The sequence below is a fragment of the Anaerobacillus alkalilacustris genome (assembly GCF_001866005.1).
Classification (GTDB): Bacteria; Bacillota; Bacilli; order Bacillales; family Anaerobacillaceae; genus Anaerobacillus; species Anaerobacillus alkalilacustris.
The window spans coordinates 289,013-312,865 of the sequence record NZ_MLQR01000029.1 but is presented as its reverse complement, the minus strand read 5'-3'; the positions used below and the strand labels follow the sequence as shown (position 1 = coordinate 312,865).

Genomic DNA, 23,853 nt, shown 5'->3' with positions numbered 1-23,853 from the left:
AAAAAATGCCAGCAGAAAAGCTATTATTTTTTACGTTAATTACTGCATTTTTAGTATCAGTCATATTATCACCAATCATTATTCCGTTTTTGCGACGATTAAAATTTGGTCAAAGTATTAGGGAAGAAGGGCCGAAATCGCACCAAAAAAAGAGTGGAACCCCTACAATGGGTGGTGTAATGATTTTAGGGGCAATTGCTATTGCAACTGTGTTTATGATTGGTCAATTTTTAACTTTAACAGTTGAAATCTATTTATTATTACTCGTTACTTTAGGATTTGGACTATTAGGCTTTTTAGATGATTTTATTAAAGTAGTGTTAAAACGTAACTTAGGTTTAACATCAAAACAAAAGCTTCTTGGTCAATTAATAATTGCTACAATCTTTTATATAGTAATTAAGAAACTAGAGTTCTCTACTGTTATAAATGTGCCTGGGACAGATTTGGGAATTGACATTGGAATTTTATATTTACCGTTAATCATTATTATGTTGGTAGGCGCATCAAATGCAGTCAATTTAACAGATGGTTTAGACGGTTTGTTAGCGGGAACGGCAGCAATTGCATTTGGTGCTTATGCAGTAATTGCTTTTAACGCTGAACAAATGGACATTGCTATGTTTTGCGCAGCTGTTGTTGGAGGTGTTCTAGGTTTTTTAGTCTTTAACGCACATCCAGCAAAAGTATTTATGGGAGATACAGGTTCTCTTGCATTAGGGGGAGCCATTGCAGCTGTTGCTATTTTAACAAAAATGGAAATTTTACTTGTTATTATTGGCGGTGTATTTGTTATTGAAACTCTTTCGGTTATTATTCAAGTAATTTCTTTTAAGACTAGGGGCAAACGTATCTTCAAAATGAGCCCTCTACATCATCACTACGAGTTATCGGGTTGGTCTGAATGGCGTGTAGTAGTAACATTTTGGCTTGTTGGTCTAGTATTTGCTGTACTAGGAATTTACTTAGAGGTGTGGATTTAAATGAAAAATATACAATTTTACACTGGAAAAAAGGTGCTCGTTGTAGGTCTAGCTAAAAGTGGGGTTGCAGTTAGTAAACTTCTCCATAAACTAGGAGCTAAAGTCGTTGTTAACGATCAAAAACCTATCGAAGAGAATATTCAAGCACGTGAACTTCAAGAGTTAGGAGTTGAAGTAATATGTGGCGGACATCCTTTGGAACTACTAGATCAAGATTTTGAACTCGTTGTTAAAAATCCAGGGATTCCATATACGAATCCCTTAATAAAAAAGGCGTTGGAAAAAGGGATAATCGTAATTACTGAACTAGAAATTGCTTCCATCATATCTGAAGCGGAAATGATCGCGATAACAGGTTCAAACGGAAAAACTACGACAACTACTCTTATTTTTGAAATGTTAAAAGAAAGTGAAAGAAAACCTTTACTAGCTGGTAATATAGGAACTGTAGCTTGTGAGGTAGCTCAAGTTGCCACTAAAAATAATGTTCTTGTAACAGAGGTTTCGAGCTTTCAATTAATGGGTACTGAAAATTTTCATCCTAAAATTTCAGTATTCTTAAACTTGTTTGATTCACATCTAGATTATCACGGAACAAAACAAGCTTATGGCGAAGCGAAAGCGAAAATCTTTGCTAACTTAACAAAAGAAGACTACTACGTTATAAACGAAGATGACCCAAATGTAGTTAGATTATCTGAAGGAGTAACGGGAAATAGAGTGACATTTTCGGTGAAAAAGAAAGTAGAAAACGGGGCTTATATCGAAAATAACACTATTTATTTTCAAAATAAAAAAATTATTTCTTTAGACAAAATCGTTCTTCCTGGAGCACATAATTTAGAAAATATATTAGCCGCCATATGTGCAGCTAAACTTGCAGGGGCAAAAAATAATAGAATAGTTGAAGTTCTTTCGACATTTGCTGGAGTGAAGCACAGAACCCAATTTGTAACAGTTATTAATGAACGAAAATTTTATAATGACTCAAAGGCTACAAATATGTTTGCAACAAAGGTTGCTATTTCTGCTTTTAGTGATCCTGTAATTTTAATAGCGGGTGGCCTAGATCGTGGAAATGAATTTGATGATTTAATTCCTACACTTAAAAAAGTAAAAGGTGTAGTATTATATGGTGAAACGGCACAAAAGCTTGCGAATGCAGCCAAAAAAGCAGGGTTGAGTTTCATTAAAACCGTCAATAATCTTAATGAAGCGGTGAATGAAGCGTACGATAGCTCAAGTAAGAACGATGTCATTTTATTATCTCCAGCATGTGCGAGTTGGGACCAGTTTAAAACATTTGAACAAAGAGGCGATACATTTATTGAGGCGGTACATAACTTAGAAAAATAAATGGACATGTTTTCTTTTCGAGTGCATACACATAGGTATAGGGGCTTGCCCAAATTCAAGAATGAATGAGGTGTTCCACTTTGCCTAAAACGAAATCAACACCAGACTTTATATTAATTATGACAACACTCGCCTTATTAACAATAGGGATGATTATGGTTTATAGTGCTAGTGCTGTTTGGGCAACTTATAAGTTTGATGATGCTTTCTTTTTTGCTAAAAGGCAGCTTTTCTTTGCTGGTTTGGGTGTTTTAGCTATGTTTATTATAATGAATGTTGATTATTGGACATGGCGTAAACACTCAAAACTGATTATCATTGTTTGTTTTATTTTACTTATCGTGGTATTAATCCCTGGGGTGGGGTTAGTAAGAGGTGGTGCCAGAAGTTGGTTAGGGGTTGGGGCATTTTCTATTCAACCTTCTGAATTTATGAAATTTGCAATGATTGCATTTTTAGCAAAATATTTATCAGAAAATCAAAAGAAGATCACAAAATTTAAGCAAGGCCTTTTACCATCACTTTCATTTGTCATGGTTGCCTTTGGGTTAATCATGCTCCAACCTGATCTAGGAACTGGTGCCGTAATGGTAGGTACATGTATTGTTATGATTTATGTATCTGGGGCAAAGATAAGTCACTTTATTGGTTTAGGAATGATAGGGGTAGTTGGCTTTGCAGCGTTGATCATTTCTGCACCCTATCGTATTAAGCGTATTACATCGTTTCTAGACCCTTGGTCAGATCCTTTGGGAAGTGGCTTTCAAATAATCCAATCGTTATATGCGATTGGTCCAGGTGGATTAATGGGGTTAGGGTTAGGGGAAAGTAGACAGAAATTTTTCTATTTACCTGAACCTCAGACTGATTTTATTTTTGCGATTCTTTCAGAGGAACTCGGATTTATTGGTGGAACGTTTGTGATCCTTTTGTTTAGTGTTTTACTATGGAGGGGGATACGCATAGCTCTTGGCGCCCCGGATTTATTTGGTAGCCTTTTTGCTATTGGAATTATTGGAATGATAGCCATTCAAGTTATGATAAACATCGGAGTAGTAATTGGATTAATGCCTGTTACAGGAATTACACTACCGTTTTTAAGTTATGGTGGATCATCCCTAACATTAATGCTCGTAGCCGTAGGCGTGTTGTTAAATATAAGTCGATATGCTCGGTATTAAAACAATAAATAAAATTAATGGTTTTTATAAAATAAGCTGCTCGGCTTACTACGATATTTTTGGATAGAGCCCTTTAAAATAAAAGGGCTTTATTCTATTATTATAGTGATATTTGTCTCTTAATTAAGATATAATGGAGAGATGAAAAGCATTATAATGGTTAAGGGAATTCATAGTACTGATCTTACCCACCACAAGTTAATTAGATTTAGCTTAATGTGGCAGGCAGGTTAATGTAGTTATGAAAATTCACTGAGGTAAGTAAGTATAATATTTGTTAAGCTAGAAGGTTGTTTAGCGTCAGTGCATTTGAGTTTAGTCACTTAACCACTTTTCGGAAGTCCAAAAGCGACTTCTGTCAAATGGTTACAGTGTAGCTTTGTGATCAAGGCGCTTATGCTTTTCGTATTTCTACGGAGGTGTTTGGTTATTATGAAAATTATTGTTAGTGGCGGAGGTACAGGAGGACATATTTACCCTGCATTAGCCCTAATTAACGAAATAAAAAAGATTGAGCCTAAGGCAGAATTTTTATATATCGGTACAGAAAAAGGATTGGAAAGTACGTTAGTAACCAGAGAGGGCATTCCTTTTAAAACGATTCATATTACTGGTTTTAAACGGAAAATCTCTGTGGACAATGTTAAAACTGTTTTGCGATTTTTAAAAGGTGTTTCATTATCAAAAAAGATTATTCAAGACTTTAGTCCGGATGTTGTGATTGGTACAGGTGGGTATGTTTGTGGACCAGTAGTATTTGCAGCTACAAAACTGAGAATACCTACAATAATTCATGAACAAAACAGTGTTCCAGGACTTACAAATAAATTTTTAAGTAAGTACGTAAATAAAGTTGCTATTTCTTTTGAAGACTCTCGTTCGTTCTTTCCAAATGAAAAGGTTGTATTTACAGGTAATCCAAGGGCTACTGAAGCAGCGTTAGTTCATGTAAAAGACCGCCTTGCCGAAATAGGATTAAATAAAAACAAAAAAACAGTTCTTATTGTTGGGGGGAGTCGTGGGGCAAAACCTATTAACGACGCATTTTTAGAAGTATTAAAGGATGCTGGTACCAGAAACTATCAGTTTCTCTACGTTACAGGTGATGTTCATTACGATCACGTTATGGCTGAAGTGAAAAAACTCGGTAATCCAGTAAATATAAAAATTGAACCATTTATTCATAATATGCCTGAAGTACTTAAAAATGTTCAGTTGATTGTCGCACGTGCAGGAGCGACAACATTAGCAGAAATAACAGCTATTGGATTACCTAGTATTTTAATCCCTAGTCCATATGTAACAAACAACCATCAAGAAAAGAATGCTAGAGCTTTAAGTGAACATGGGGCGGCTGTGTTGAAGCTTGAAAAAGAGATGTCTGGAAAAATCTTACTTAAAGAAATTGATCAACTAATGTTAAATGAAGAAAAATGGGAAAAAATGCATAACTCTGCTTTGAAACTAGGTAAACCAGATGCAGCAAAAGAGATTTATGAGCTAATGAAACAGCTTATGAAATAATTAGGAACGGCGGGAGGATGTTATGGATTTATTAATTGAAAGACTTCGAAAAGCAAACGTAGGCCAAGTGAAAGTAAATGAACCTTTGGCTAATCATACAACTTGGAAAATTGGTGGTCCGGCTAATGTACTAATTATACCAAACAGTATTGAATCTTTAGTTACAACACTTTCTTTAACAAAAGAAAGTGGTCTTGGTGTATTTATTATCGGAAGAGGTTCAAATTTGTTGATTTCTGACAAAGGAATTGATGGGGTTGTTATTAAAATAAGCGATGTATTAGACCATTTAGAGATAAATGGAGATGAAATTCGAGTAGGTGCAGGTCATTCGCTAATTAAGCTTGCAACAATTATTAGTAAGAAAGGCTTATCTGGATTAGAGTTTGCTGGTGGAATTCCAGGTTCAGTAGGTGGAGCTGTATTTATGAATGCAGGTGCGCATAGATCGGACATTTCTACTATATTAACAAAAGCAAAAATCCTTTACCAAGATGGTACTGTAAAGTGTTACAATAATGATCAAATGGAGTTTTCTTACCGAACTTCTCGCTTGCAAAAAGATCATGGCATATGTTTAGAAGCGTTTTTTCAATTGAAAAGTGGTAATCGCGAAAAAATCATTGCTGAAATTCAAAAAAACAAAGAATATCGAAAACAAACACAGCCGTGGGATTATCCTTGTTGTGGAAGTGTTTTTCGTAATCCGTTACCACATCATGCTGGAAAATTAATTGAGGATGCGGGACTAAAAGGATATTCAATTGGAGGAGCTCAAGTTTCTACAATGCACGCTAACTTTATAGTAAACATCGGTGGTGCAACTGCAACAAATGTCCTGGAATTAATTGATTATATTAAGACCGTTGTCTATAACAAATTTCAAGTAAAGCTCAAAACGGAAGTCGAGTTAGTTGGAAATAGAAATTAATCAAACTGATCTGTACTTAAGGGTCATAGACCCCCACCTCTAAGCGTAGCGTAGGTGGGAACTTCCATTCAGGTGGAGTTGAGACTCCATCTGAATTTCCGATGTTCTAGCGAAGCTAGAACGAGTTCTCTCTTAATAGTTAAAAGCACAAGAAACGGCATATATTCGTATGCCGTTCTTGGCGATAGGTTAAGCTTTTCTAACATAATCAGAATTTATAAATTTCTAACTTGGAAACTGTCTAGCTCCAGGCGCCATCGGCTCGATTACTGCAGTCAAGCTACTGACTTCAATGACTACTTGAATAACGTCTCTGAATAGCTTCATGCAGCTTTGTTTCTGCGGTTACTCGTCGCACGGAAAACTATTGCTCTTGAGCAAACGGAGTGGCACAGGAGCAGCTGCTCGTGACCAAGGCGCTTGCGCTTTTCTTGTTTATCAAAAACTGTTCTTTTTACTTGTCTACTATAGAAAGAGAAGCTAAGATAATATTATGAGTTGTTGTATTAGTATGCTCCTAAAATGGTAGTTGATAATTTTATCAATATGAAAGATCAATAATGTAAATTACCGGTAGAACTATCATTTGTTTTACAAGGTAGAAAGTATAAAACTTACTAGCTACTACTTGGATTACTTCGAAGCGGCTTTGCTCCTGCGGTTACTCGTCGCACGGAAAACAATTGCTCCTGCGGTTACTCGTCGCACGGAAAACAATTGCTCTTGAGCAAACGGAGTGGCACAGGAGCAGCTGCTCGTGATCAAAGCGTTTGCGCTTTCTTGTGGAACAAAGCATACGATGAAGGAAGGTTTGTTATGGATGAGAAGAATGTAATTACTCTTGAAGACCGTATTCCTAAACTTAAAGAATTGAGAAGGCAAAGAGCAAATAGGCGTTTGATTTTTTATTTGTCTATCTTTTTTATACTATTACTTACTGTGATATATTTCCAATCTCCGTTAAGTGATGTGAAAGTTATTGTAGTTGAAGGGAATCGCTATGTTTCAGATAAAGAAATAATAAGTATAAGTGGTCTAAATGATAGGACAAGCTTTTGGGGAATTGATAAGCAAAAAATAGTAGGGGATTTAACCACACTAAATGAAATAAACGAAATAATAGTCAATAGGAAATTTCCTAGTACTATCCAAATCAAGGTGAAAGAACATACTAGAGTTGCTTACTTAGCAGTCGATGGGGATTTTTTCCCTATCTTAGATACTGGAAAAATATTAGAGGATGCCATAAACCACTTTCCTTCAGACGCGCCATTATTAATTGGCTTTAATACAGAAGGTGGCTTATCTGAAATGGCGGCTGAACTAAGTGTGCTGCCAGAAAGTATCATACAGCGTATATCAGAAATATATTATACACCTGTTGAAAACGATCCTCTAAGAATTTCTCTTTATATGAACGACGGATTTAACGTTAGTTCAACGATACGCCGTTTTTCCAAAAAAATAACGGCTTATCCTGCTATAGTTAGAGAGTTAGATCCAAATAATAAAGGTGTTATTCATATGAGAATGAATCCTTATTTTGAACAATTCGATAATGGGGAGGAAGAAGGAATTGAAGGTTAAGGGCAATCACGTCATCCTCTCATTTATTTTAATTATTACTGGCTTTATAATAGCTTTATCGTATCAATTTGCGAATGAAATTCCAAAAAGTCAATTTATTACTGATGGGCAATGGAAAAAAGAAGATGAATTAAGAAACGAAGTTCTTTTTGAGCAATCAGTAAATAGAAATTTGTCTGAAGAATTAAGGGCAATTCAAGCTGAGATTAATACCATTGAAGAGGAAATTGCAATCCAAGAAAGGACGTATTTTAATTTAGTAGAAGATCTTGAACGCTTGAGAATGGTAACAGGATCAGTTGGGGTAAAAGGGCCAGGTATTGAAGTAACCTTAAGGGATGCAGATTATGTTCCAGATGGAGAAAACCCCAATTTTTACATTGTGCATGAACTTCATATTCAAAAGGTCATTCACGAATTACTAGTAACTCAGGCAGAAGCCATTGCTATTAATGGGCAAAGAATTTCTCACGGCTCATATATTCAATGTGTTGGACCGGTTATTCGAATAGATGGAAATACATCCTTTGCTCCCTTTGTCATAACTGCGATTGGTGATGCTGATAAACTTTTCGACTCTTTGCATTTACCTGGTGGTATTAGGGATCAATTGCTCTCTGATCAAATTGAAGTGAAGATCGAAAAGAAGGATTTACTTATGATGGATCCTTATTTATCAGAGAGAGGATGAGATTTTGTGAAGGATAGAATGATTATTTTTGCTATAGTAACGACAATTATTGGCTTTATGGTTGCTATTCAATTTAAAACAACTAAAGAGCCAGTAGTTCGAGATACCCGAGATATTTTACAATTAAGGCAAGATTTACGGATTGAAAAAGAGCGTCAACAACAATTAAATCAAGAAATAGAAAAGCAATTATCATTGTTAAATCAATTAACTGAGCAAGATAATGTAGAAGATGTAATGATTGATGCCTTAAATGATTTGAAAAAGAATGCAGGTCTAACCACGGTAAGTGGGGAAGGAATCATTTTAGAAATTAAACCGATATATTCTGATTATAGTTATGTTCCGCAAACAGTTCCCCCTCATCTATTAAGGTTTTTAATTAATGAGCTCAATATTTATAATGCAACAGATATTGCTGTAGGGAATCAGCGGATTATCTCGACTTCTGCTATTCGGGATGTTAATGGAGTGACACACATTAATGCTAGAAGAATACCGAATATTCCATTAGAAATAAAGGTTTTAGCAACAGATGCTGAGAAGCTTCATCATGAAATGATCGTTTCACAGTCTGTAGAGTATTTTGCTATTGAGAATTTAACTCTTACTTCTACTCCCATTAACTTTACAACACTACCTGGTTACGACCAACCAATACGAGTTCGGTATTTAGAGCCAATAAAGGAGGAATCATAATATGTGGTTACCATTCCTTGGGCTTCTTATAGGCCTTCTCTTAGGATTTTGGACAGAATTAAGAATACCAGATGCATATTCTAGCTATTTATCGATTGCGGTTTTAGCAGCACTTGATACATTATTCGGAGGGATGAGAGCCCATCTTCAAAATACTTTTGAAGAAATCGTTTTTGTGACAGGTTTTTTCTCAAATATTATTCTCGCTGCAAGTTTAGCTTTTCTAGGTGTTCATCTTGGTGTAGACTTATACTTAGCTGCTATTTTCGCGTTTGGTGTTCGTTTATTTAATAATATTGCAGTAATAAGGCGACTTGTTTTGTCTAGATTGACGACCAAACGGGAGAAAATATAAATGAAATGTAGAAAATCTACAATTTATTAAAAATTTTTAAAAATAATTAGAATATTTTTGTAAAAAAAAAGGGAATGAAAAGTATTTGTTGAATAGTATCTTAATTAAGTGAAATACTTTTTATTTCCTAATGTTTCCTAAAGTTTAGCTCCTTATATTGGGGTAAAATGAAACTAATAGACAGACAAGCTTATTTATTGAAGGAGGTGCCAAAGAATGAACAACAAGGAGACTTATGTAAGTTTAGACATCGGTACATCCAATGTACGTGTAATCATTGGAGAAATTGCAAACGGGTCATTAAACATCATTGGTGTCGGTAACGCAAAATCAGAAGGAATAAAAAAAGGATCTATTGTTGATATTGATGAGACTGTTCGTTCAATACGTCGTGCAGTGGACCAAGCCGAGCGAATGATAGGTTTATCAATAGAAAATGTCATAGTCGGTATTTCGGGTAACCACATCCAATTACAACTATGTCATGGTGTAGTTGCAGTGTCTAGCCCTGATCGTGAAATTGGTGAAGAAGATATTAAAAGAGTCATTGATGCGGCACAAGTATTTTCTATACCACCGGAACGAGAAATCATTGATGTTATTCCAAAGCAGTTCATTGTTGACGGTTTAGATGAAATCACAGATCCAAGAGGTATGATTGGTGTTCGTTTAGAAATGGAAGGAACAATCATTACGGGGTCAAAAACAATTTTACATAACTTACTTCGATGTGTTGAACGGGCAGGATTAAGTATTGCAGATATCTGTTTACAACCATTAGCCGCTGGCTCTGTAGCCGTTTCAAAGGATGAAAAAGGATTAGGCGTTGCTCTTGTCGATATTGGTGGGGGAGCAACAACGGTTTCAATTTTTGAGCAAGGTAGTCTACAAGCTACTTCTGTAATTCCAGTAGGTGGAGATCATATTACAAATGACATTTCTATCGGACTCAGGGTTTCTTCTGAAGAGGCCGATAGAGTGAAAACGAAATATGGACATTGTTATATCGAATTATCTTCAAAAGAAGAAACGTTTAAAGTTTCTAAAATTGGTAGTGATTTAAAAGAGGAATTTTCTCAATATGAACTTTCCTATATCATTGAACCCAGAATAGGTGAAATTCTACAAATAATAGAAAATGAGGTTTATAGACTTGGTTACCAAGATTTACCGGGTGGTTACGTTTTAACTGGTGGTTCAGTAAAAATACCAGGCTTACTTGAATTGGCTAGAGAAGTTCTTCAAAATAGTGTTAGAATTGCTATTCCAGATTATATTGGTGTACGTGAACCACAGTATACAACTGGTGTTGGCTTAATTCAATTTGCTCATCGTAATGGGAAAATTCAAGGGAAAGAAGTTGCAGCTACTTTAGGAATGTTTCCTGAACAAATGGAAAAGCCTGAAAGAAAAGAAGTACCTGCTAAAGTGAAAGATGGTTCACAAAGCAAGGAAGTAAAGAAGAAATTCTCGAAATTATTTAAAGTGTTTTTTGAGTAGTTAATATTGAAGTGTATTTATTGTGGAGACATGATTGATTGGGGGACCTAATATGTTAGAGTTTGAAATGGATATGGACCAGTTAGCTAAGATTAAGGTAATTGGAGTTGGCGGCGGAGGAAGTAATGCCGTTAATAGAATGATTGAAAACGGATTACAAGGAGTTGAATTCATTGCTGTAAATACAGATGCTCAGGCACTACACTTATCCAAAGCTGAGCATAAATTACAATTAGGAGGAAAGCTTACGCGAGGTTTAGGTGCGGGGGCGAATCCAGAAGTTGGTAAAAAGGCTGCTGAAGAAAGCAAGGAGCAGTTAGAAGGAATATTAACTGGAGCGGATATGGTATTTATCACTGCTGGTATGGGTGGTGGAACAGGAACTGGAGCGGCTCCCGTTATTGCTGAAATTGCAAAAGAGATTGGAGCTTTAACTGTTGGTGTTGTTACTCGCCCGTTTACCTTTGAAGGACGAAAGCGATCAAATCAAGCTGCGGGTGGAATTTCAGCTTTAAAAGAAAAGGTAGATACGTTAATTGTTATACCTAATGATCGTCTGTTAGAAATCGTAGATAAAAACACACCAATGTTAGAAGCTTTCCGCGAAGCGGATAATGTTCTTAGACAAGGTGTTCAAGGTATCTCAGATTTAATTGCTACACCTGGTTTGATTAACCTTGACTTTGCAGATGTAAAGACAATTATGAGTGATAAAGGTTCTGCATTAATGGGAATTGGTGTTGCTACTGGAGAAAATCGCGCTACAGAAGCAGCGAAAAAAGCTGTCTCAAGTCCATTATTAGAGACTTCTATTGATGGGGCTCAAGGTGTTCTTATGAACATTACTGGTGGCACAAATTTAAGTTTATATGAAGTACATGAAGCTGCTGAAATTGTTTCATCAGCATCCGACCAAGAAGTAAATATGATTTTTGGTTCGGTTATTAATGAAAACCTAAAGGATGAAATTGTTGTTACTGTAATTGCAACTGGTTTTAAAGATCAAGATACTATAGGAACTCCAAAACCGCAGCAACAGCCAAAGTCAAACCTTGGGAAAAAACCGACTGCTCAGCAACAAGAAGAACATACATTTGTTGAACGACAACCACAAGGACAGCAAGAGTCGGTTGATACATTGGATATACCTACTTTTTTAAGAAATCGTAGGAGTCGTTAAATTTAGTAAATGAAAAGGCTGGTTTATAAGTGTCTATTTCTTAGCAAAAGACACCTATGAATCAGCCTTTTTTGCAGTATCATAATTTATAAATTTCAAACTTGTCACTGTCTAGCGCAAGCAGCCTACGAGCTCGGTCACTTCAGTCAAGCAACGGACTTCAATTACTGCTTGAGATCCTTCGTCGATTAACTTCATGCAGCTTTGCTCCTGCGATTACTCGTCGCACGAAAAACAATTGCTCCTGCGATTACTCGTCGCACAAAACACTGCTGCGAGGAAGCTTGCCACGAAGCGGCTTTGCTCTTGAGTAAACAGAGTGTCACAGGAGCAGCAGCTCGTGACCAAGGCGCTTGCGTTTTTCTTGTAGTATCAGAATTTATAAATTTCTAACTTGGAAATTGTCTAGCTCCAGGCGCCATCGGCTCGATCACTTCAGACTTTCTCTTTCGGTCAAAAACCCGACCGCTACGAGCAGGTCTTCCAGTGTTTGTCGCCGATAGGCGGGCGCCTTACACTTTTCTTGTAGGCTAGAAAAAAGATATATGTATATAAGGTTTTATTCAATAATATTTATTACATCGGTAACTACACTGCACATAGTGAATTGAAGCTTCGTTGAATAGTTTTAAATTACAGGTAGCTAATTTCGTGGAAATTTATGAAAACGAAGACGACAATTTAACTGAAAAAAAACTAAAATTTCTGCAATTTTATCGGCATAAACTGACAGACTTATAAATATGATCTGATATATACTAGTTTCAAATTCTTAAAGAATTGAACGAATGAACAAAATATATTTATTGGCTAAATCATTATATGCACCCAACAATATCGTTATTGTTGGTAGGTATTTTTGTTTAGCTTAACAAATTCACTACACAATAATAAGCAAAAAGAAAGGAGCACATATGGCGATATATTTAGATGTCATATGGTTTCTAAATTTCTGTATTGATCTTTTTTTATTGTTATTGACGGGTCTTGTCTTAAAAAGAAAATTAGTAAAGTGGCGTATGATTACTGGAGCGATGGTCGCTTCTAGTGTAATTTTCTTAGTGCTGACTCCACTTAGTACACTTTATTATCACCCAATGTTTAAAATGTTATTTTCTATAGTGATTGTTGTAACTTCTTTTGGATTCAAGCGGTTTTCTTATTTTATTCAAAATCTCCTTACATTTTATTTCGTTAGCTTTATTTGTGGGGGTGGATTAATAGCGTTACATTATTTCTTTAATAACGAAATGGTTATTTTGAATGGAGTAGTGACAACAAAATCTACTGGTTTTGGGACTCCAATCAGTTGGGTTTTACTGATTGTTGGATTTCCGTTAATTTGGATTTTCTCAAAGAAGCGCTTGGAACAAATTGAAGTTAGAAAAATCAAGTATGATGAAATTGTTCATGTGGACCTGTTTATAAATGAACACTATTTACCAATTAAAGGTTTGATAGATAGTGGTAACCAACTACAAGATCCTATAACAAGGAAGCCTGTTATGATAATAGATATGAGTCATCTTCAAGATAAATTCCCTAAAAATATGGTTCACTTGGCAAAAAATCCAGAAATGATTGGTGACCCTAATTTTCCAATAGGAAAGGAATGGGAAGAAAAGCTTTCTATCATACCGTATAGAGGTGTTGGCCAAGTAAACCAATTTATTATTGGAATAAAGCCAAATAAAGTTATGATTACTGATGAAAGTGGAGAGGAGTTAGATTGTAGTAATGCAATCGTCGGCCTAAATTTTACGAATTTATCTTCAGAAGGTGATTTCCAATGTATTTTACATCCGCAGATGCTAATTCAAGGTAAGAAGCGTTTAGCGTAATCATAGTAGTTCTATTTTTGTCGATGTAGATTATTAAGATAGAAATAAGGGGGTACATACATGGTAAAGCTTAAATTAAAACTAACATTAATTTGGTACAAACTACTAATGAAGTTAGGTCTAAAGGCAGATGAAATATATTATATAGGGGGTAGTGAAGCTCTACCACCGCCGCTTTCTAAGGATGAAGAAGAGCATCTTTTAAGCAAATTGCCTAGTGGTGATAAAGCAGTTAGATCAATGTTAATCGAGCGTAACTTACGTTTAGTTGTTTATATTGCTAGAAAGTTTGAAAATACTGGCATAAACATTGAAGATTTAATTAGTATAGGTACAATAGGGTTAATAAAAGCTGTAAATACCTTTAACCCTGAGAAGAAAATTAAACTAGCAACATATGCCTCAAGGTGTATAGAAAATGAAATATTAATGTATTTACGCAGAAATAATAAGATACGTTCAGAAGTTTCCTTTGACGAACCTCTAAATATTGATTGGGATGGAAATGAACTTTTACTTTCCGATGTTTTAGGAACAGAAGATGATATTATTACTAAAGGTATCGAAGAAAAAGTAGATCGTAAATTATTGGTTAAAGCACTTCATACTCTAAATGATAGAGAGAAGCAAATTATGGAATTACGCTTTGGACTAGCAGGGGATGAAGAAAAAACACAGAAAGACGTTGCTGATATGCTTGGAATTTCGCAGTCATATATATCAAGATTAGAAAAAAGGATAATTAAACGCTTAAGAAAAGAGTTTAATAAAATGGTCTAATAAGAAAAAAAAAAATTTGGGGTTAAACCCCTTATTTACCAATCATTAGACATAATCTTTATGATTAAGTCTCATAAGTCAATGCATATTTTTCCCACCTGAGGAGATACTTACACTTGTACAACAACTCCTGTAAGGAGGGAAAGAATTGACACGAAATAAAGTTGAAATTTGTGGTGTTGATACATCCAAGCTGCCTGTATTGACAAACAAAGAAATGCGTGAGCTGTTTGAAGATCTTCAGAGTGGTAACATTTATGCAAGGGAGCAGCTAATTAACGGAAATTTACGATTAGTTTTAAGTGTAATTCAACGATTTAACAACAGAGGAGAGTATGTTGATGACTTATTTCAAGTAGGTTGTATTGGACTAATGAAATCCATCGATAATTTTGATTTAAGTCAAAATGTAAAGTTTTCCACTTATGCAGTACCAATGATTATAGGTGAAATTCGACGTTATTTACGTGATAATAATCCAATTCGAGTTTCAAGATCATTAAGAGACATTGCTTATAAGGCTTTACAAGTGAGAGATTCCTTAATGAGTGAGAAAAGCCGTGATCGAGAACCGACGATTCAAGAAATTGCCAAAGTGTTAAATGTTCCAAAAGAGGATATTGTATTTGCACTAGATGCAATTCAAGATCCGGTGTCACTGTTTGAACCAATTTATAATGACGGTGGGGATCCAATTTATGTTATGGATCAGATCAGTGATGACAAACAAAAAGATATACAATGGGTAGAAGAAATTGCTTTGAAAGAAGCAATGATAAGATTAAGTGAAAGAGAAAAAATGATTTTAGATATGAGATTTTTTCAAGGTAAAACTCAAATGGAAGTAGCAGATGAAATTGGTATTTCTCAAGCGCAAGTGTCTAGACTTGAGAAAGCTGCTATTCAACAAATGAATAAACATGCGAAAGCTTAAGGTAACCTAAAAGGTTACCTCTTTTTTTATACTATAAGAAAGTTTAAGGTTTAGGCGGTGGATTAACTGCTGATATAGATCGATTAACTTTCATCAGTGAAAGCTTTTGATTACTTATTCTTTGACCTGGAGATTAGTTAACCTAACAATCAGTGGTGATGAAGAAAAACTTCTACATAGTTCAGCTTTATTGGTTTTGTTAGATTATTCAAGGGAAAGGAAAAGTAAATATATTGCCCACTCGTACATATAAATAATATATGAAAAGGATTGGAGGAGAGGGCATGATCAAAATATCAGAAATTCAGGCAAAAGAGATTGTAAATGTATCTAACGGGAAGGTGTTAGGACATATTGGGGATTTGGATATCAACCTAGAAGAAGGTACAGTTGATTCTCTTATCATTGGTGGAACAGGTAGAATGTTGACATTTTTAGGGGGGAAGGAATCGGAAATAGTAATTCCGTGGGCGAATATCGTTAAGATTGGTTCTGATGTAATTTTGGTTAGGCTAGAAGATAAATAAGATGAGATACTCTATTGGGAAATAGAAAAATATGTTAGAATAAAAAAAGATTGACATGTTCCGCATTTACAAATGCTGGTTAGTCTCATTTTAGATCTAATACTTACTTCTATACATAAATGAGGCTTTCCATTTTTACATAGGTATCTAATGGTTGAGTAAGGAAGTGAAGTTGATGGAAAATGAACATTTTATCCCGTTAAATAGTAGTATTTTAACAATAAAACCCTTTAATAAGTTTGACGATAAACTAATTGTCGGATTTTCAACAAGGAATAATGGTGTTAGTAAAAAACCTTATGAGTCGTTAAACTTAGGTCTTCATGTTCAAGATGATGAACAAAAAGTAATATTAAATAGAGAAAAGGTTGCAGAAGATTTGAAAATTTCATTAGAAAAGTGGGTATTTGCTGAACAAGTTCATAGTAACAAAATAAAAAAGATATCCCAAAAAGATTGTGGCTCTGGAACTTTGGATATTGCAAGTGTAATAAAAGGAGCTGATGGACTTTATACTAAAGAAGCGAATGTGCTGTTAGCAAGTTTATATGCTGATTGTGTACCACTTTATTTTTACTCTCCTTCAAATGCACTAATCGGATTAGCGCATGCTGGTTGGAAGGGGACAGTTGGGAAAATTGGAACAAATATGGTTCATATGTGGACGGAAGTTGAAAAGGTTTCTTTGGATTCGATTTATGTTGCAATAGGCCCATCAATTTCGCAAGAAAGCTATGAAGTTGATGATTATGTTATTGATGAAGTAAACAAAGTAATAGTAGATGAATATCAATTGCCATATATAAAAGTTAATACCAATCAATATTTATTAGATTTAAAACTTTTAAATAAGCAACTACTTTTGGCGACTGGAATAAAAGAGGAGCAAATCTTTGTATCAAACTACTGCACATACAAAAATTCAAAAACGTTCTTTTCTTATCGTCGTAATCAGCAAACAGGTAGAATGATGAGTTATATTGGTAGAAAGTAAAGGAGGTAAGTTACGTTGACAGTAAAAGAAAATTTAGAAGAAATTCAGCATGAAATCCAAGTCGCCTGTCAACGAGTTGGAAGAAATGTAGAAGATGTAAAAATCATTGCAGTTACAAAATATGTTAGTGATGAAAGGGCAATGGAAGCAATTGAAGCTGGAATTAAACATATTGGAGAAAATAGAGCAGAAGAAGGCTTGAGAAAATGGCAAAATTTAAATGGTAGGGCGACATGGCATTTTATTGGGACACTTCAATCTCGTAAAGTGAAGGAAATTATTGAGCAATTTGACTATATTCATTCTCTTGATCGGCTCTCTCTAGCAAAAGAGATCGAAAAGCGAGCGAGGAAAAAGGTTAAATGTTTTGTGCAAGTGAACATTTCACAAGAGGCAACTAAGCATGGGCTGAATATTAAAGATGTTATTCCTTTTATTTCTGAGCTGTATCAATTTCCATCTATTGAAGTGGTCGGATTAATGACTATGGCACCTTATGTAGAAAACCCAGAAGTGACAAGAAAATATTTTGCTAGCCTGAAACAACTTCAAAAAGAAGTACAAGCACTACAACTTCCTTATGCACCTTGTGCTGAACTATCTATGGGGATGTCTAACGATTTTCAAGTCGCAATCGAGGAAGGAGCAACATATATAAGACTTGGTACTTCGTTAGTAGGAAAAGAAATCTAGATTAATAAGTTAATATCAGTGGTTTATTTTCTAAATTCGTCTATAAAGGGAAAATGGATAAAGGAGAGCCGGAAATGAGCATGAAAACTAAATTCAAACGTTTTTTTGAGTTAGAAGATGATCAATATGAGTATGAATATGAAACTACTCAGAGCGAACAAAAAGTAATGGAAGAAGATTATTTAACACGTAAACAAGAAAAAAAATCTGATAAGAATAATATTGTTAGTTTACAGAGTGTACAAAAATCTGCAAAAATGATGTTAATTGAACCAAGAACATATGATGAGGTTCAAGATATTGCTGATCATTTAAAAAATAGAAAAGCTGTTGTTATTAATTTGCAACGGATAAGTCATGACCAAGCAAAACGAATAGTCGATTTTTTAAGCGGAACAGTGTATGCTATAGGAGGAGATATTCAAAAGCTGGGTGCAAACATTTTCCTTTGTACGCCTGATAACGTTGATGTTACAGGTACAATCTCAGAAATTATATCTGAATAAATATAAAAAGTTAGGTGGTAGTAAAAATGGGTGCAATTGAAAGTATTATTATTCAACTAATACGTCTATATTCCTGGGTTGTCATTGCCTATATTTTAATGTCTTGGTTTCCAAATGCTAGAGAGTCTTCGATTGGTCAATTTATTGGATCAATAGTTGAACCTTACTTAGCTCCTTTTAGGAAGATAATCCCACCGCTTGGGATGATTGATATTTCTCCAATTGTTGCTATCGTTGCTTTAAACTTTGCAACTTATGGTGTTCATGCTCTGTTCTCAATATTTTAATAAGGTTTCACACAATGAGTATTTATGAACATTTTCGAAAGGAAGAACGTCCGTTTATTGATCAAGTACTAGAGTGGAAAGAAACTGTCAAAGAGCGTTATGTACATAAGTTAACAGACTTTTTAGATCCGCGTGAACAACAAATTGTGAAAACAATTATTGGCCAGGACGAAGATATTCGTTTAGCTTTTTTCGGTGGGAATATTACAGCTGAGCGTAAAAGAGCTTTTTTATTCCCACCTTATCTTGAACTACAAGATGAGGATTTTCAGTTAGCTGCTTTTCAAATCAATTATCCTCATAAGTTTTTAACGCTAGAACATCGTGACTTTTTAGGCTCTTTGATGGGATTAGGTTTAAAGAGGGAAAAGTTTGGTGATATAAATATACTTCAAGATCAGGTGCAGATAATTGTTGCCTCTGAAATAAGTAGCTATGTTGAAGCTAACCTTCAAACTATTGGACGAGCTTCTATTAAGTTAGACAGTATTCCACTTTCAAAATTAGTATTACAAACTGAAGAATGGCTTGAAAGGACAATCACTGCTAGTTCTCTCCGACTTGATGTTGTTCTATCAGAAATTTATCAGTTATCAAGGTCGAAAATAACACCATTTATTGATAACAAAAGAGTAAAAGTAAATTGGAAAATTATTGAGCATCCGGCTTACCAACTTCAAAACGGTGATTATTTATCTGTTCGTGGGTTAGGGAGAAGTAAAATAATAACCATCCAAGGTAAAACCAAAAAAGATAAATGGCGACTTGATGTTGGATTACGAAAATAATTGTAATTTCCTAGAGGTATTTATTCTTTTTTGTCGAATGATTAAGTGTGTGCCTATAAAAGTACAGTTATCATAACTTTAAAGTTTAGAAATTTAGTACACGAATAATAACGAACATCTTAGTTTTTCTGTGATTTGTGATTAATATTTGGAGGTGGCATATATGCCTTTAACACCATTAGATATTCATAATAAAGAATTTAATAGAGGTTTCCGTGGATATGATGAAGATGAAGTCAATGAATTTTTAGATCAAGTAATTAAGGATTACGAAATAGTTCTTCGTGAGAAAAAAGAACTTGCAGATAAAGTAATAGATCTTGATGAGAGATTGGCACATTTTTCAAATATTGAAACTACACTTAATAAATCAATCTTAATTGCCCAAGAAACAGCAGAAGAAGTTAAACGAAATGCTCAAAAAGAAGCGCAGTTAATTATTAAAGAAGCTGAAAAAAATGCTGATCGAATTATTAATGATTCTCTTTCTAAATCACGAAAAATTGCTTTAGAAATTGAGGAGTTGAAGAAGCAAGCTTCAGTTTATAAATTAAGGTTTAAAATGCTCATTGAAGCCCAATTGGAATTGCTGGGTAGTGATGATTGGGAAGATATTACAAAATCTGATTCAGATGAAAGAAATGAATTAGTCAGAGAAGGCTAAACTTGCTTGACGTTGAATTATTTTTTATCATATAATACGTGTATTAATCTGAACATAAAAAGGCAATGATAGGGACAGTACTTTTTACAAGCTATTTAAAAGCGAGTTAGGGACAGTGAAAGCCTGATATATAGCTGTATAAAGGAATATCACCCTAGAGCCTCACACCGAAATATAATACCAACTACAATTCTACATATATGTGGTAACATAGTTAGTGTGTTTTAGTAGGCTGTGACGAATCATTCACGTTACGAATTTTAAGCGAACAGTTATGTAACTGTTTATCAGGGTGGTACCGCGGGTAAACCTTCTCGTCCCTACTTAGGGATGAGAAGGTTTTTTTGTATAATCAGAATTTATAAATTTCTAACTTGGAAACTGTCTAGCGCAAGCAGCCTACGAGTTTAGTCACTTCAGTCAAGCAACGGACTTCAATTACTGCTTGAGATCCTTCGTCGATTAGCTTTATGCAGCTTTGCTTCGAGGAAGCTTGCTACGAAGCTATGCTAGAAGACGCAGAAGCCAAAGAGCGGCTTCCGAAAAGGCCTTCCAGTGCCTTTCGCTCGTGAACAAGGCGCTTGTGCTTTTCTTGATAGTCTAAATAATTTTGTTAAATGGATGGAAAAATGAAAGCAAAACTACGCATTTTGCTATTCAACCAAATCCAAGTTTTACAAAACTTAAAAACCAATTTTGATATCAAAAGAAAAAGAAAAAGTGAAACCAATGCTTTCGCTCTTTCTGTGAAAAGTAAAGTTTTCTAATACTTTAGAAATGCAAATTAGCATTTAAAGGAAAAAATAGTCAAACAAAGGCTTCCGCTATATGTTGCGGAAATCAAAGTTTTTCTAATATGAAATAAATTGATGGAGGCAAGTGGAATGGATTATAAAGAAACGTTATTAATGCCAAAGACAGAATTTCCGATGCGAGGGAACCTCCCTAATCGTGAGCCGCAAATTCAAGAAAAATGGAATGAAGTAAATATTTACTCAAAAGTTCAAGAAAGAACCAAGGATCGTCCTTTGTATGTTTTGCATGATGGTCCCCCTTATGCCAATGGAGATATTCATATTGGTCATGCTTTAAATAAAATTCTAAAAGATTTTATTGTTCGGTACAAATCAATGTCAGGTTTCCAAGCGCCGTATGTTCCAGGTTGGGACACACATGGGTTGCCAATTGAAACTGCATTAACAAAGAATGGTAAAGTTAAACGCAAAGAATTAACTGTAGCTGAGTTCCGTAAACTGTGTGAAGAGTATGCACTAGATCAGGTTGACCGTCAACGTGAACAGTTTAAACGTTTAGGTGTAAGGGGAGATTGGGAAAACCCATATATTACTCTTCATAAAGAATATGAGGCACAGCAAATAAAGGTATTTGGTGAGATGGCCAAAAAAGGATATATTTACAAAGGGAAAAAACCAGTATATTGGTCTCCATCTTCTGAATCAGCATTAGCAGAAGCAGAAATTGAGTACCAAGATAAACGCTCTCCTTCCATTTATGTTGCTTTTAATGTAAAAGAAGGAAATGATGTAATAACAGGTGATGAAAAAATCATTATCTGGACAACAACACCTTGGACAATTCCAGCTAACTTGGCAATATGCTTACATCCTGAATTGGAGTATTCTGTAGTAGCAGTAAATGGCGAGAAATATATTGTTGCATCAGCACTATTAGAAACACTTGTTAAAGAATTTGAGTGGGAAAATTATGAAGTTGTAAACAAAGTAAAGGGTGCACAATTAGAAAATATAAAAGCAGTTCATCCGCTTTACCACAGAGATTCATTAGTAATCTTTGGGGAACATGTTACAACAGATGCTGGAACAGGTTGTGTACATACTGCACCTGGACATGGGGAAGATGACTTTATTGTTGGGCAAAAATATGGGTTAGATGTATTGTGTCCTGTTGATGATAAAGGTCACTTTACAAATGAGGCGCCTGGTTTTGAAGGGCTATTTTATGATCAAGCTAATAAGCCAATAACTGAAAAACTTAAAGATGCAGGTGCTTTATTAAAACTAACTTTTATGACACACTCATACCCACATGACTGGCGTACGAAAAAACCTGTTATTTTTAGAGCTACAGCTCAATGGTTTGCATCAATTAAAGACTTTCGCGATCAACTTTTAACGTCAATTAATGAAGTAGAGTGGGTACCAGCTTGGGGTGAAACGAGACTTTTCAATATGGTTCGAGATCGTGGAGATTGGTGTATTTCAAGACAGCGTGCTTGGGGTGTTCCGATACCAGTATTTTATAGCGAGGATAATGAACCAATTATTACTGATGAAACAATTGGGCATGTTTCCAATTTGTTTAGAGAACATGGATCTAATATTTGGTTTGAGTGGGATACGAAAGATTTACTACCAGAAGGCTTTACATCGCCACAAAGTCCAAATGGTATCTTTACAAAAGAAACTGATATTATGGATGTTTGGTTTGATTCAGGTTCTTCGCATCAAGGTGTATTAGTGGAAAGAGAGGAATTACAACGTCCGGCTGATCTTTACTTAGAAGGTTCAGACCAATACCGTGGTTGGTTTAACTCATCTTTATCAACTTCAGTTGCAGTATCAGGTAAAGCGCCATATAAAGGTGTTTTAAGCCATGGGTTCGTTCTCGATGGTGAAGGGAGAAAGATGAGTAAATCATTAGGAAATGTTGTTGTTCCAAATGATGTAATGAAACAATTAGGTGCAGATATACTTCGACTATGGGTTGCTTCGGTAGATTACCAAGCCGATGTACGTGTTTCTGATTTAATTTTAAAACAAGTTGCAGAAGTATATCGTAAAATTAGAAATACTTTCCGATTTTTATTAGGAAATCTACACGATTTTAACCCAACAACTGATCGTGTAGCATTGAATGACTTACCTCAATTAGATCGTTACATTTTGATTAAGCTTAATAAACTTATTAAAGAAGTGAAGTCAAACTATGATCACTATCAATTCGCAGGGGTGTACAATAAAGTTCATAATTTCTGCACGATTGAATTAAGTTCGTTCTATATGGATATTGCAAAGGATACATTATATATTCAACATAAAGAGCATTTAAATCGTCGCTCAATCCAAACGGTTATGTATGAAGTGTTAGTATCGTTAACGAAACTTGTCGCACCTATTTTGCCACATACAGCTGATGAAGTGTGGCCATTTATCCCAGGTATGGATGGTGACAGTGTTCAATTGACTGATATGCCTCAAGAGGACACGACTGTATATAATGATGAAATTGAAAGCAAATGGGATCAAGTGCTAGTTCTTCGTGATGATGTATTAAAATCATTAGAAACAGCAAGAAATGCAAAGAAAATTGGTAAATCACTAACAGCTGCTATAAGTCTTTATCCGAATTCAGAAGTTAAGCAATTGCTTTCGTCAATTGACGAATTAGAAAAATTATTTATTGTTTCTAAAGCTGAGATTGCGGGAGATAAGGCTGCAGCTCCTGAACATGCTGAATGTTTTGATACAATCGCCATTGTCGTACAGCCAGCTACAGGTGAAACATGTGAACGTTGTTGGGTTGTTTCTGAAACTGTTGGAAAAGATAAGGAACATCCTACGCTTTGTTCGAGCTGCACAGACATTGTAAAAGCTCATTATTAAACGAAAAGTAATAGGTTTCTTTCTGTAAGGTGAAAGCAAAACAGGTTTCTCAAATCTGTTTTGCTTTTTTAATTAATCAGAATTTATAAATTTCTAACTTGGAAGCTGTCTAGCTCCAGCGCCTACGAGCTCGGTCACTTCAGACCTTTTCGGAAGCCAAAGAGCGGCTTCTGTCAAAGGCCTTCCAGTGCCTATCGCTCGTGACCAA

General features: G+C 35.1%; 22 protein-coding genes and 1 other annotated feature. All 22 genes read left to right on the top strand.

Annotated elements, in window-relative coordinates:
* Nucleotides 1-5 precede the first annotated feature (5 nt).
* The 22 genes from mraY to ileS all read left to right on the top strand — a co-directional run bounded on the left by mraY (nucleotide 6) and on the right by ileS (nucleotide 23,645).
* Nucleotides 6-983: a phospho-N-acetylmuramoyl-pentapeptide-transferase gene (gene mraY / locus BKP37_RS12165; RefSeq protein WP_071309859.1), complete on the top strand. Its 978-nt coding sequence runs from the start codon at nucleotides 6-8 to the stop codon at nucleotides 981-983.
* The gene (gene murD / locus BKP37_RS12160) at nucleotides 984-2,339 is read left to right on the top strand and encodes a UDP-N-acetylmuramoyl-L-alanine--D-glutamate ligase (protein ID WP_071309858.1); all 1,356 of its coding nucleotides are present in this window, start codon (nucleotides 984-986) and stop codon (nucleotides 2,337-2,339) included.
* Between the two features lie 80 nt (nucleotides 2,340-2,419).
* Nucleotides 2,420-3,520 carry a stage V sporulation protein E gene (spoVE, locus tag BKP37_RS12155; RefSeq protein WP_071309857.1) on the top strand — a complete coding sequence of 367 codons (1,101 nt, stop codon included), beginning with the start codon at nucleotides 2,420-2,422 and terminating at the stop codon, nucleotides 3,518-3,520.
* A gap of 432 nt (nucleotides 3,521-3,952) precedes the next feature.
* Nucleotides 3,953-5,044 carry an undecaprenyldiphospho-muramoylpentapeptide beta-N-acetylglucosaminyltransferase gene (gene murG / locus BKP37_RS12150; protein WP_071309856.1) on the top strand — a complete coding sequence of 364 codons (1,092 nt, stop codon included), beginning with the start codon at nucleotides 3,953-3,955 and terminating at the stop codon, nucleotides 5,042-5,044.
* A gap of 22 nt (nucleotides 5,045-5,066) precedes the next feature.
* Nucleotides 5,067-5,975: a UDP-N-acetylmuramate dehydrogenase gene (gene murB / locus BKP37_RS12145; RefSeq protein ID WP_071309855.1), complete on the top strand. Its 909-nt coding sequence runs from the start codon at nucleotides 5,067-5,069 to the stop codon at nucleotides 5,973-5,975.
* 816 nt (nucleotides 5,976-6,791) lie between these two features.
* Nucleotides 6,792-7,562, top strand: a complete 771-nt coding sequence (locus BKP37_RS12140; protein WP_071309854.1) for a cell division protein FtsQ/DivIB — start codon at nucleotides 6,792-6,794, stop codon at nucleotides 7,560-7,562.
* Nucleotides 7,552-8,253, top strand: coding sequence for a DUF881 domain-containing protein (locus BKP37_RS12135; RefSeq protein ID WP_071309853.1), 702 nt, complete (start codon nucleotides 7,552-7,554; stop codon nucleotides 8,251-8,253). The genes BKP37_RS12140 and BKP37_RS12135 overlap by 11 nt, the downstream gene beginning before the upstream one ends.
* Before the next feature lie 6 nt (nucleotides 8,254-8,259).
* Nucleotides 8,260-8,952 carry a DUF881 domain-containing protein gene (locus tag BKP37_RS12130; protein WP_245712510.1) on the top strand — a complete coding sequence of 231 codons (693 nt, stop codon included), beginning with the start codon at nucleotides 8,260-8,262 and terminating at the stop codon, nucleotides 8,950-8,952.
* Between the two features lies 1 nt (nucleotide 8,953).
* A complete protein-coding gene (locus BKP37_RS12125; protein ID WP_071309852.1) occupies nucleotides 8,954-9,307 on the top strand; it encodes a small basic family protein in 354 nt (117 codons plus the stop codon).
* 216 nt (nucleotides 9,308-9,523) lie between these two features.
* Nucleotides 9,524-10,807, top strand: coding sequence for a cell division protein FtsA (gene ftsA, locus BKP37_RS12120; RefSeq protein ID WP_071309851.1), 1,284 nt, complete (start codon nucleotides 9,524-9,526; stop codon nucleotides 10,805-10,807).
* 52 nt (nucleotides 10,808-10,859) lie between these two features.
* The gene (gene ftsZ, locus BKP37_RS12115; RefSeq protein ID WP_071309850.1) at nucleotides 10,860-11,987 is read left to right on the top strand and encodes a cell division protein FtsZ; all 1,128 of its coding nucleotides are present in this window, start codon (nucleotides 10,860-10,862) and stop codon (nucleotides 11,985-11,987) included.
* Between the two features lie 914 nt (nucleotides 11,988-12,901).
* Nucleotides 12,902-13,828, top strand: coding sequence for a sigma-E processing peptidase SpoIIGA (gene spoIIGA / locus BKP37_RS12110; protein WP_071309849.1), 927 nt, complete (start codon nucleotides 12,902-12,904; stop codon nucleotides 13,826-13,828).
* 60 nt (nucleotides 13,829-13,888) lie between these two features.
* Nucleotides 13,889-14,608, top strand: a complete 720-nt coding sequence (gene sigE, locus BKP37_RS12105; protein ID WP_071309848.1) for an RNA polymerase sporulation sigma factor SigE — start codon at nucleotides 13,889-13,891, stop codon at nucleotides 14,606-14,608.
* Between the two features lie 148 nt (nucleotides 14,609-14,756).
* Nucleotides 14,757-15,542 (top strand): RNA polymerase sporulation sigma factor SigG, encoded by a 786-nt coding sequence (sigG, locus tag BKP37_RS12100; protein WP_071309847.1) that lies wholly within the window; start codon nucleotides 14,757-14,759, stop codon nucleotides 15,540-15,542.
* Nucleotides 15,543-15,826: 284 nt separating this feature from the next.
* Nucleotides 15,827-16,069 (top strand): YlmC/YmxH family sporulation protein, encoded by a 243-nt coding sequence (locus tag BKP37_RS12095; protein WP_071309846.1) that lies wholly within the window; start codon nucleotides 15,827-15,829, stop codon nucleotides 16,067-16,069.
* Between the two features lie 175 nt (nucleotides 16,070-16,244).
* Nucleotides 16,245-17,063 carry a peptidoglycan editing factor PgeF gene (pgeF, locus tag BKP37_RS12090; RefSeq protein WP_084034677.1) on the top strand — a complete coding sequence of 273 codons (819 nt, stop codon included), beginning with the start codon at nucleotides 16,245-16,247 and terminating at the stop codon, nucleotides 17,061-17,063.
* 15 nt (nucleotides 17,064-17,078) lie between these two features.
* The gene (locus BKP37_RS12085; RefSeq protein ID WP_071309845.1) at nucleotides 17,079-17,756 is read left to right on the top strand and encodes a YggS family pyridoxal phosphate-dependent enzyme; all 678 of its coding nucleotides are present in this window, start codon (nucleotides 17,079-17,081) and stop codon (nucleotides 17,754-17,756) included.
* Between the two features lie 74 nt (nucleotides 17,757-17,830).
* The gene (locus tag BKP37_RS12080) at nucleotides 17,831-18,262 is read left to right on the top strand and encodes a cell division protein SepF (protein ID WP_071309844.1); all 432 of its coding nucleotides are present in this window, start codon (nucleotides 17,831-17,833) and stop codon (nucleotides 18,260-18,262) included.
* Nucleotides 18,263-18,288: 26 nt separating this feature from the next.
* Nucleotides 18,289-18,549 (top strand): YggT family protein, encoded by a 261-nt coding sequence (locus BKP37_RS12075; RefSeq protein ID WP_071309843.1) that lies wholly within the window; start codon nucleotides 18,289-18,291, stop codon nucleotides 18,547-18,549.
* Between the two features lie 14 nt (nucleotides 18,550-18,563).
* On the top strand, nucleotides 18,564-19,337 hold the full coding sequence (locus BKP37_RS12070) for a YlmH family RNA-binding protein (RefSeq protein ID WP_071309842.1): 774 nt from the start codon (nucleotides 18,564-18,566) through the stop codon (nucleotides 19,335-19,337).
* Between the two features lie 163 nt (nucleotides 19,338-19,500).
* Entirely contained in the window at nucleotides 19,501-20,001 is a 501-nt protein-coding gene (locus tag BKP37_RS12065) for a DivIVA domain-containing protein (RefSeq protein WP_071309841.1), read from the top strand.
* Nucleotides 20,002-20,057: 56 nt separating this feature from the next.
* Nucleotides 20,058-20,326 (top strand) — a binding site (T-box leader).
* A gap of 559 nt (nucleotides 20,327-20,885) precedes the next feature.
* The gene (gene ileS / locus BKP37_RS12060; protein WP_071309840.1) at nucleotides 20,886-23,645 is read left to right on the top strand and encodes an isoleucine--tRNA ligase; all 2,760 of its coding nucleotides are present in this window, start codon (nucleotides 20,886-20,888) and stop codon (nucleotides 23,643-23,645) included.
* Nucleotides 23,646-23,853: the final 208 nt, after the last annotated feature.

Excerpts from the sequence above, each read along its gene's own strand:
- mraY (WP_071309859.1), top strand. The coding sequence starts at position 6 with ATGCCAGCAGAAAAGCTATTATTTTTTACGTTAATTACTGCATTTTTA.
- murD (WP_071309858.1), top strand. The coding sequence starts at position 984 with ATGAAAAATATACAATTTTACACTGGAAAAAAGGTGCTCGTTGTAGGT.
- murG (WP_071309856.1), top strand. The coding sequence starts at position 3,953 with ATGAAAATTATTGTTAGTGGCGGAGGTACAGGAGGACATATTTACCCT.
- murB (WP_071309855.1), top strand. The coding sequence starts at position 5,067 with ATGGATTTATTAATTGAAAGACTTCGAAAAGCAAACGTAGGCCAAGTG.
- BKP37_RS12140 (WP_071309854.1), top strand. The coding sequence starts at position 6,792 with ATGGATGAGAAGAATGTAATTACTCTTGAAGACCGTATTCCTAAACTT.
- BKP37_RS12125 (WP_071309852.1), top strand. The coding sequence starts at position 8,954 with ATGTGGTTACCATTCCTTGGGCTTCTTATAGGCCTTCTCTTAGGATTT.
- ftsA (WP_071309851.1), top strand. The coding sequence starts at position 9,524 with ATGAACAACAAGGAGACTTATGTAAGTTTAGACATCGGTACATCCAAT.
- ftsZ (WP_071309850.1), top strand. The coding sequence starts at position 10,860 with ATGTTAGAGTTTGAAATGGATATGGACCAGTTAGCTAAGATTAAGGTA.
- spoIIGA (WP_071309849.1), top strand. The coding sequence starts at position 12,902 with ATGGCGATATATTTAGATGTCATATGGTTTCTAAATTTCTGTATTGAT.
- sigE (WP_071309848.1), top strand. The coding sequence starts at position 13,889 with ATGGTAAAGCTTAAATTAAAACTAACATTAATTTGGTACAAACTACTA.
- BKP37_RS12095 (WP_071309846.1), top strand. The coding sequence starts at position 15,827 with ATGATCAAAATATCAGAAATTCAGGCAAAAGAGATTGTAAATGTATCT.
- pgeF (WP_084034677.1), top strand. The coding sequence starts at position 16,245 with ATGGAAAATGAACATTTTATCCCGTTAAATAGTAGTATTTTAACAATA.
- BKP37_RS12080 (WP_071309844.1), top strand. The coding sequence starts at position 17,831 with ATGAGCATGAAAACTAAATTCAAACGTTTTTTTGAGTTAGAAGATGAT.
- BKP37_RS12075 (WP_071309843.1), top strand. The coding sequence starts at position 18,289 with ATGGGTGCAATTGAAAGTATTATTATTCAACTAATACGTCTATATTCC.
- BKP37_RS12070 (WP_071309842.1), top strand. The coding sequence starts at position 18,564 with ATGAGTATTTATGAACATTTTCGAAAGGAAGAACGTCCGTTTATTGAT.
- BKP37_RS12065 (WP_071309841.1), top strand. The coding sequence starts at position 19,501 with ATGCCTTTAACACCATTAGATATTCATAATAAAGAATTTAATAGAGGT.
- ileS (WP_071309840.1), top strand. The coding sequence starts at position 20,886 with ATGGATTATAAAGAAACGTTATTAATGCCAAAGACAGAATTTCCGATG.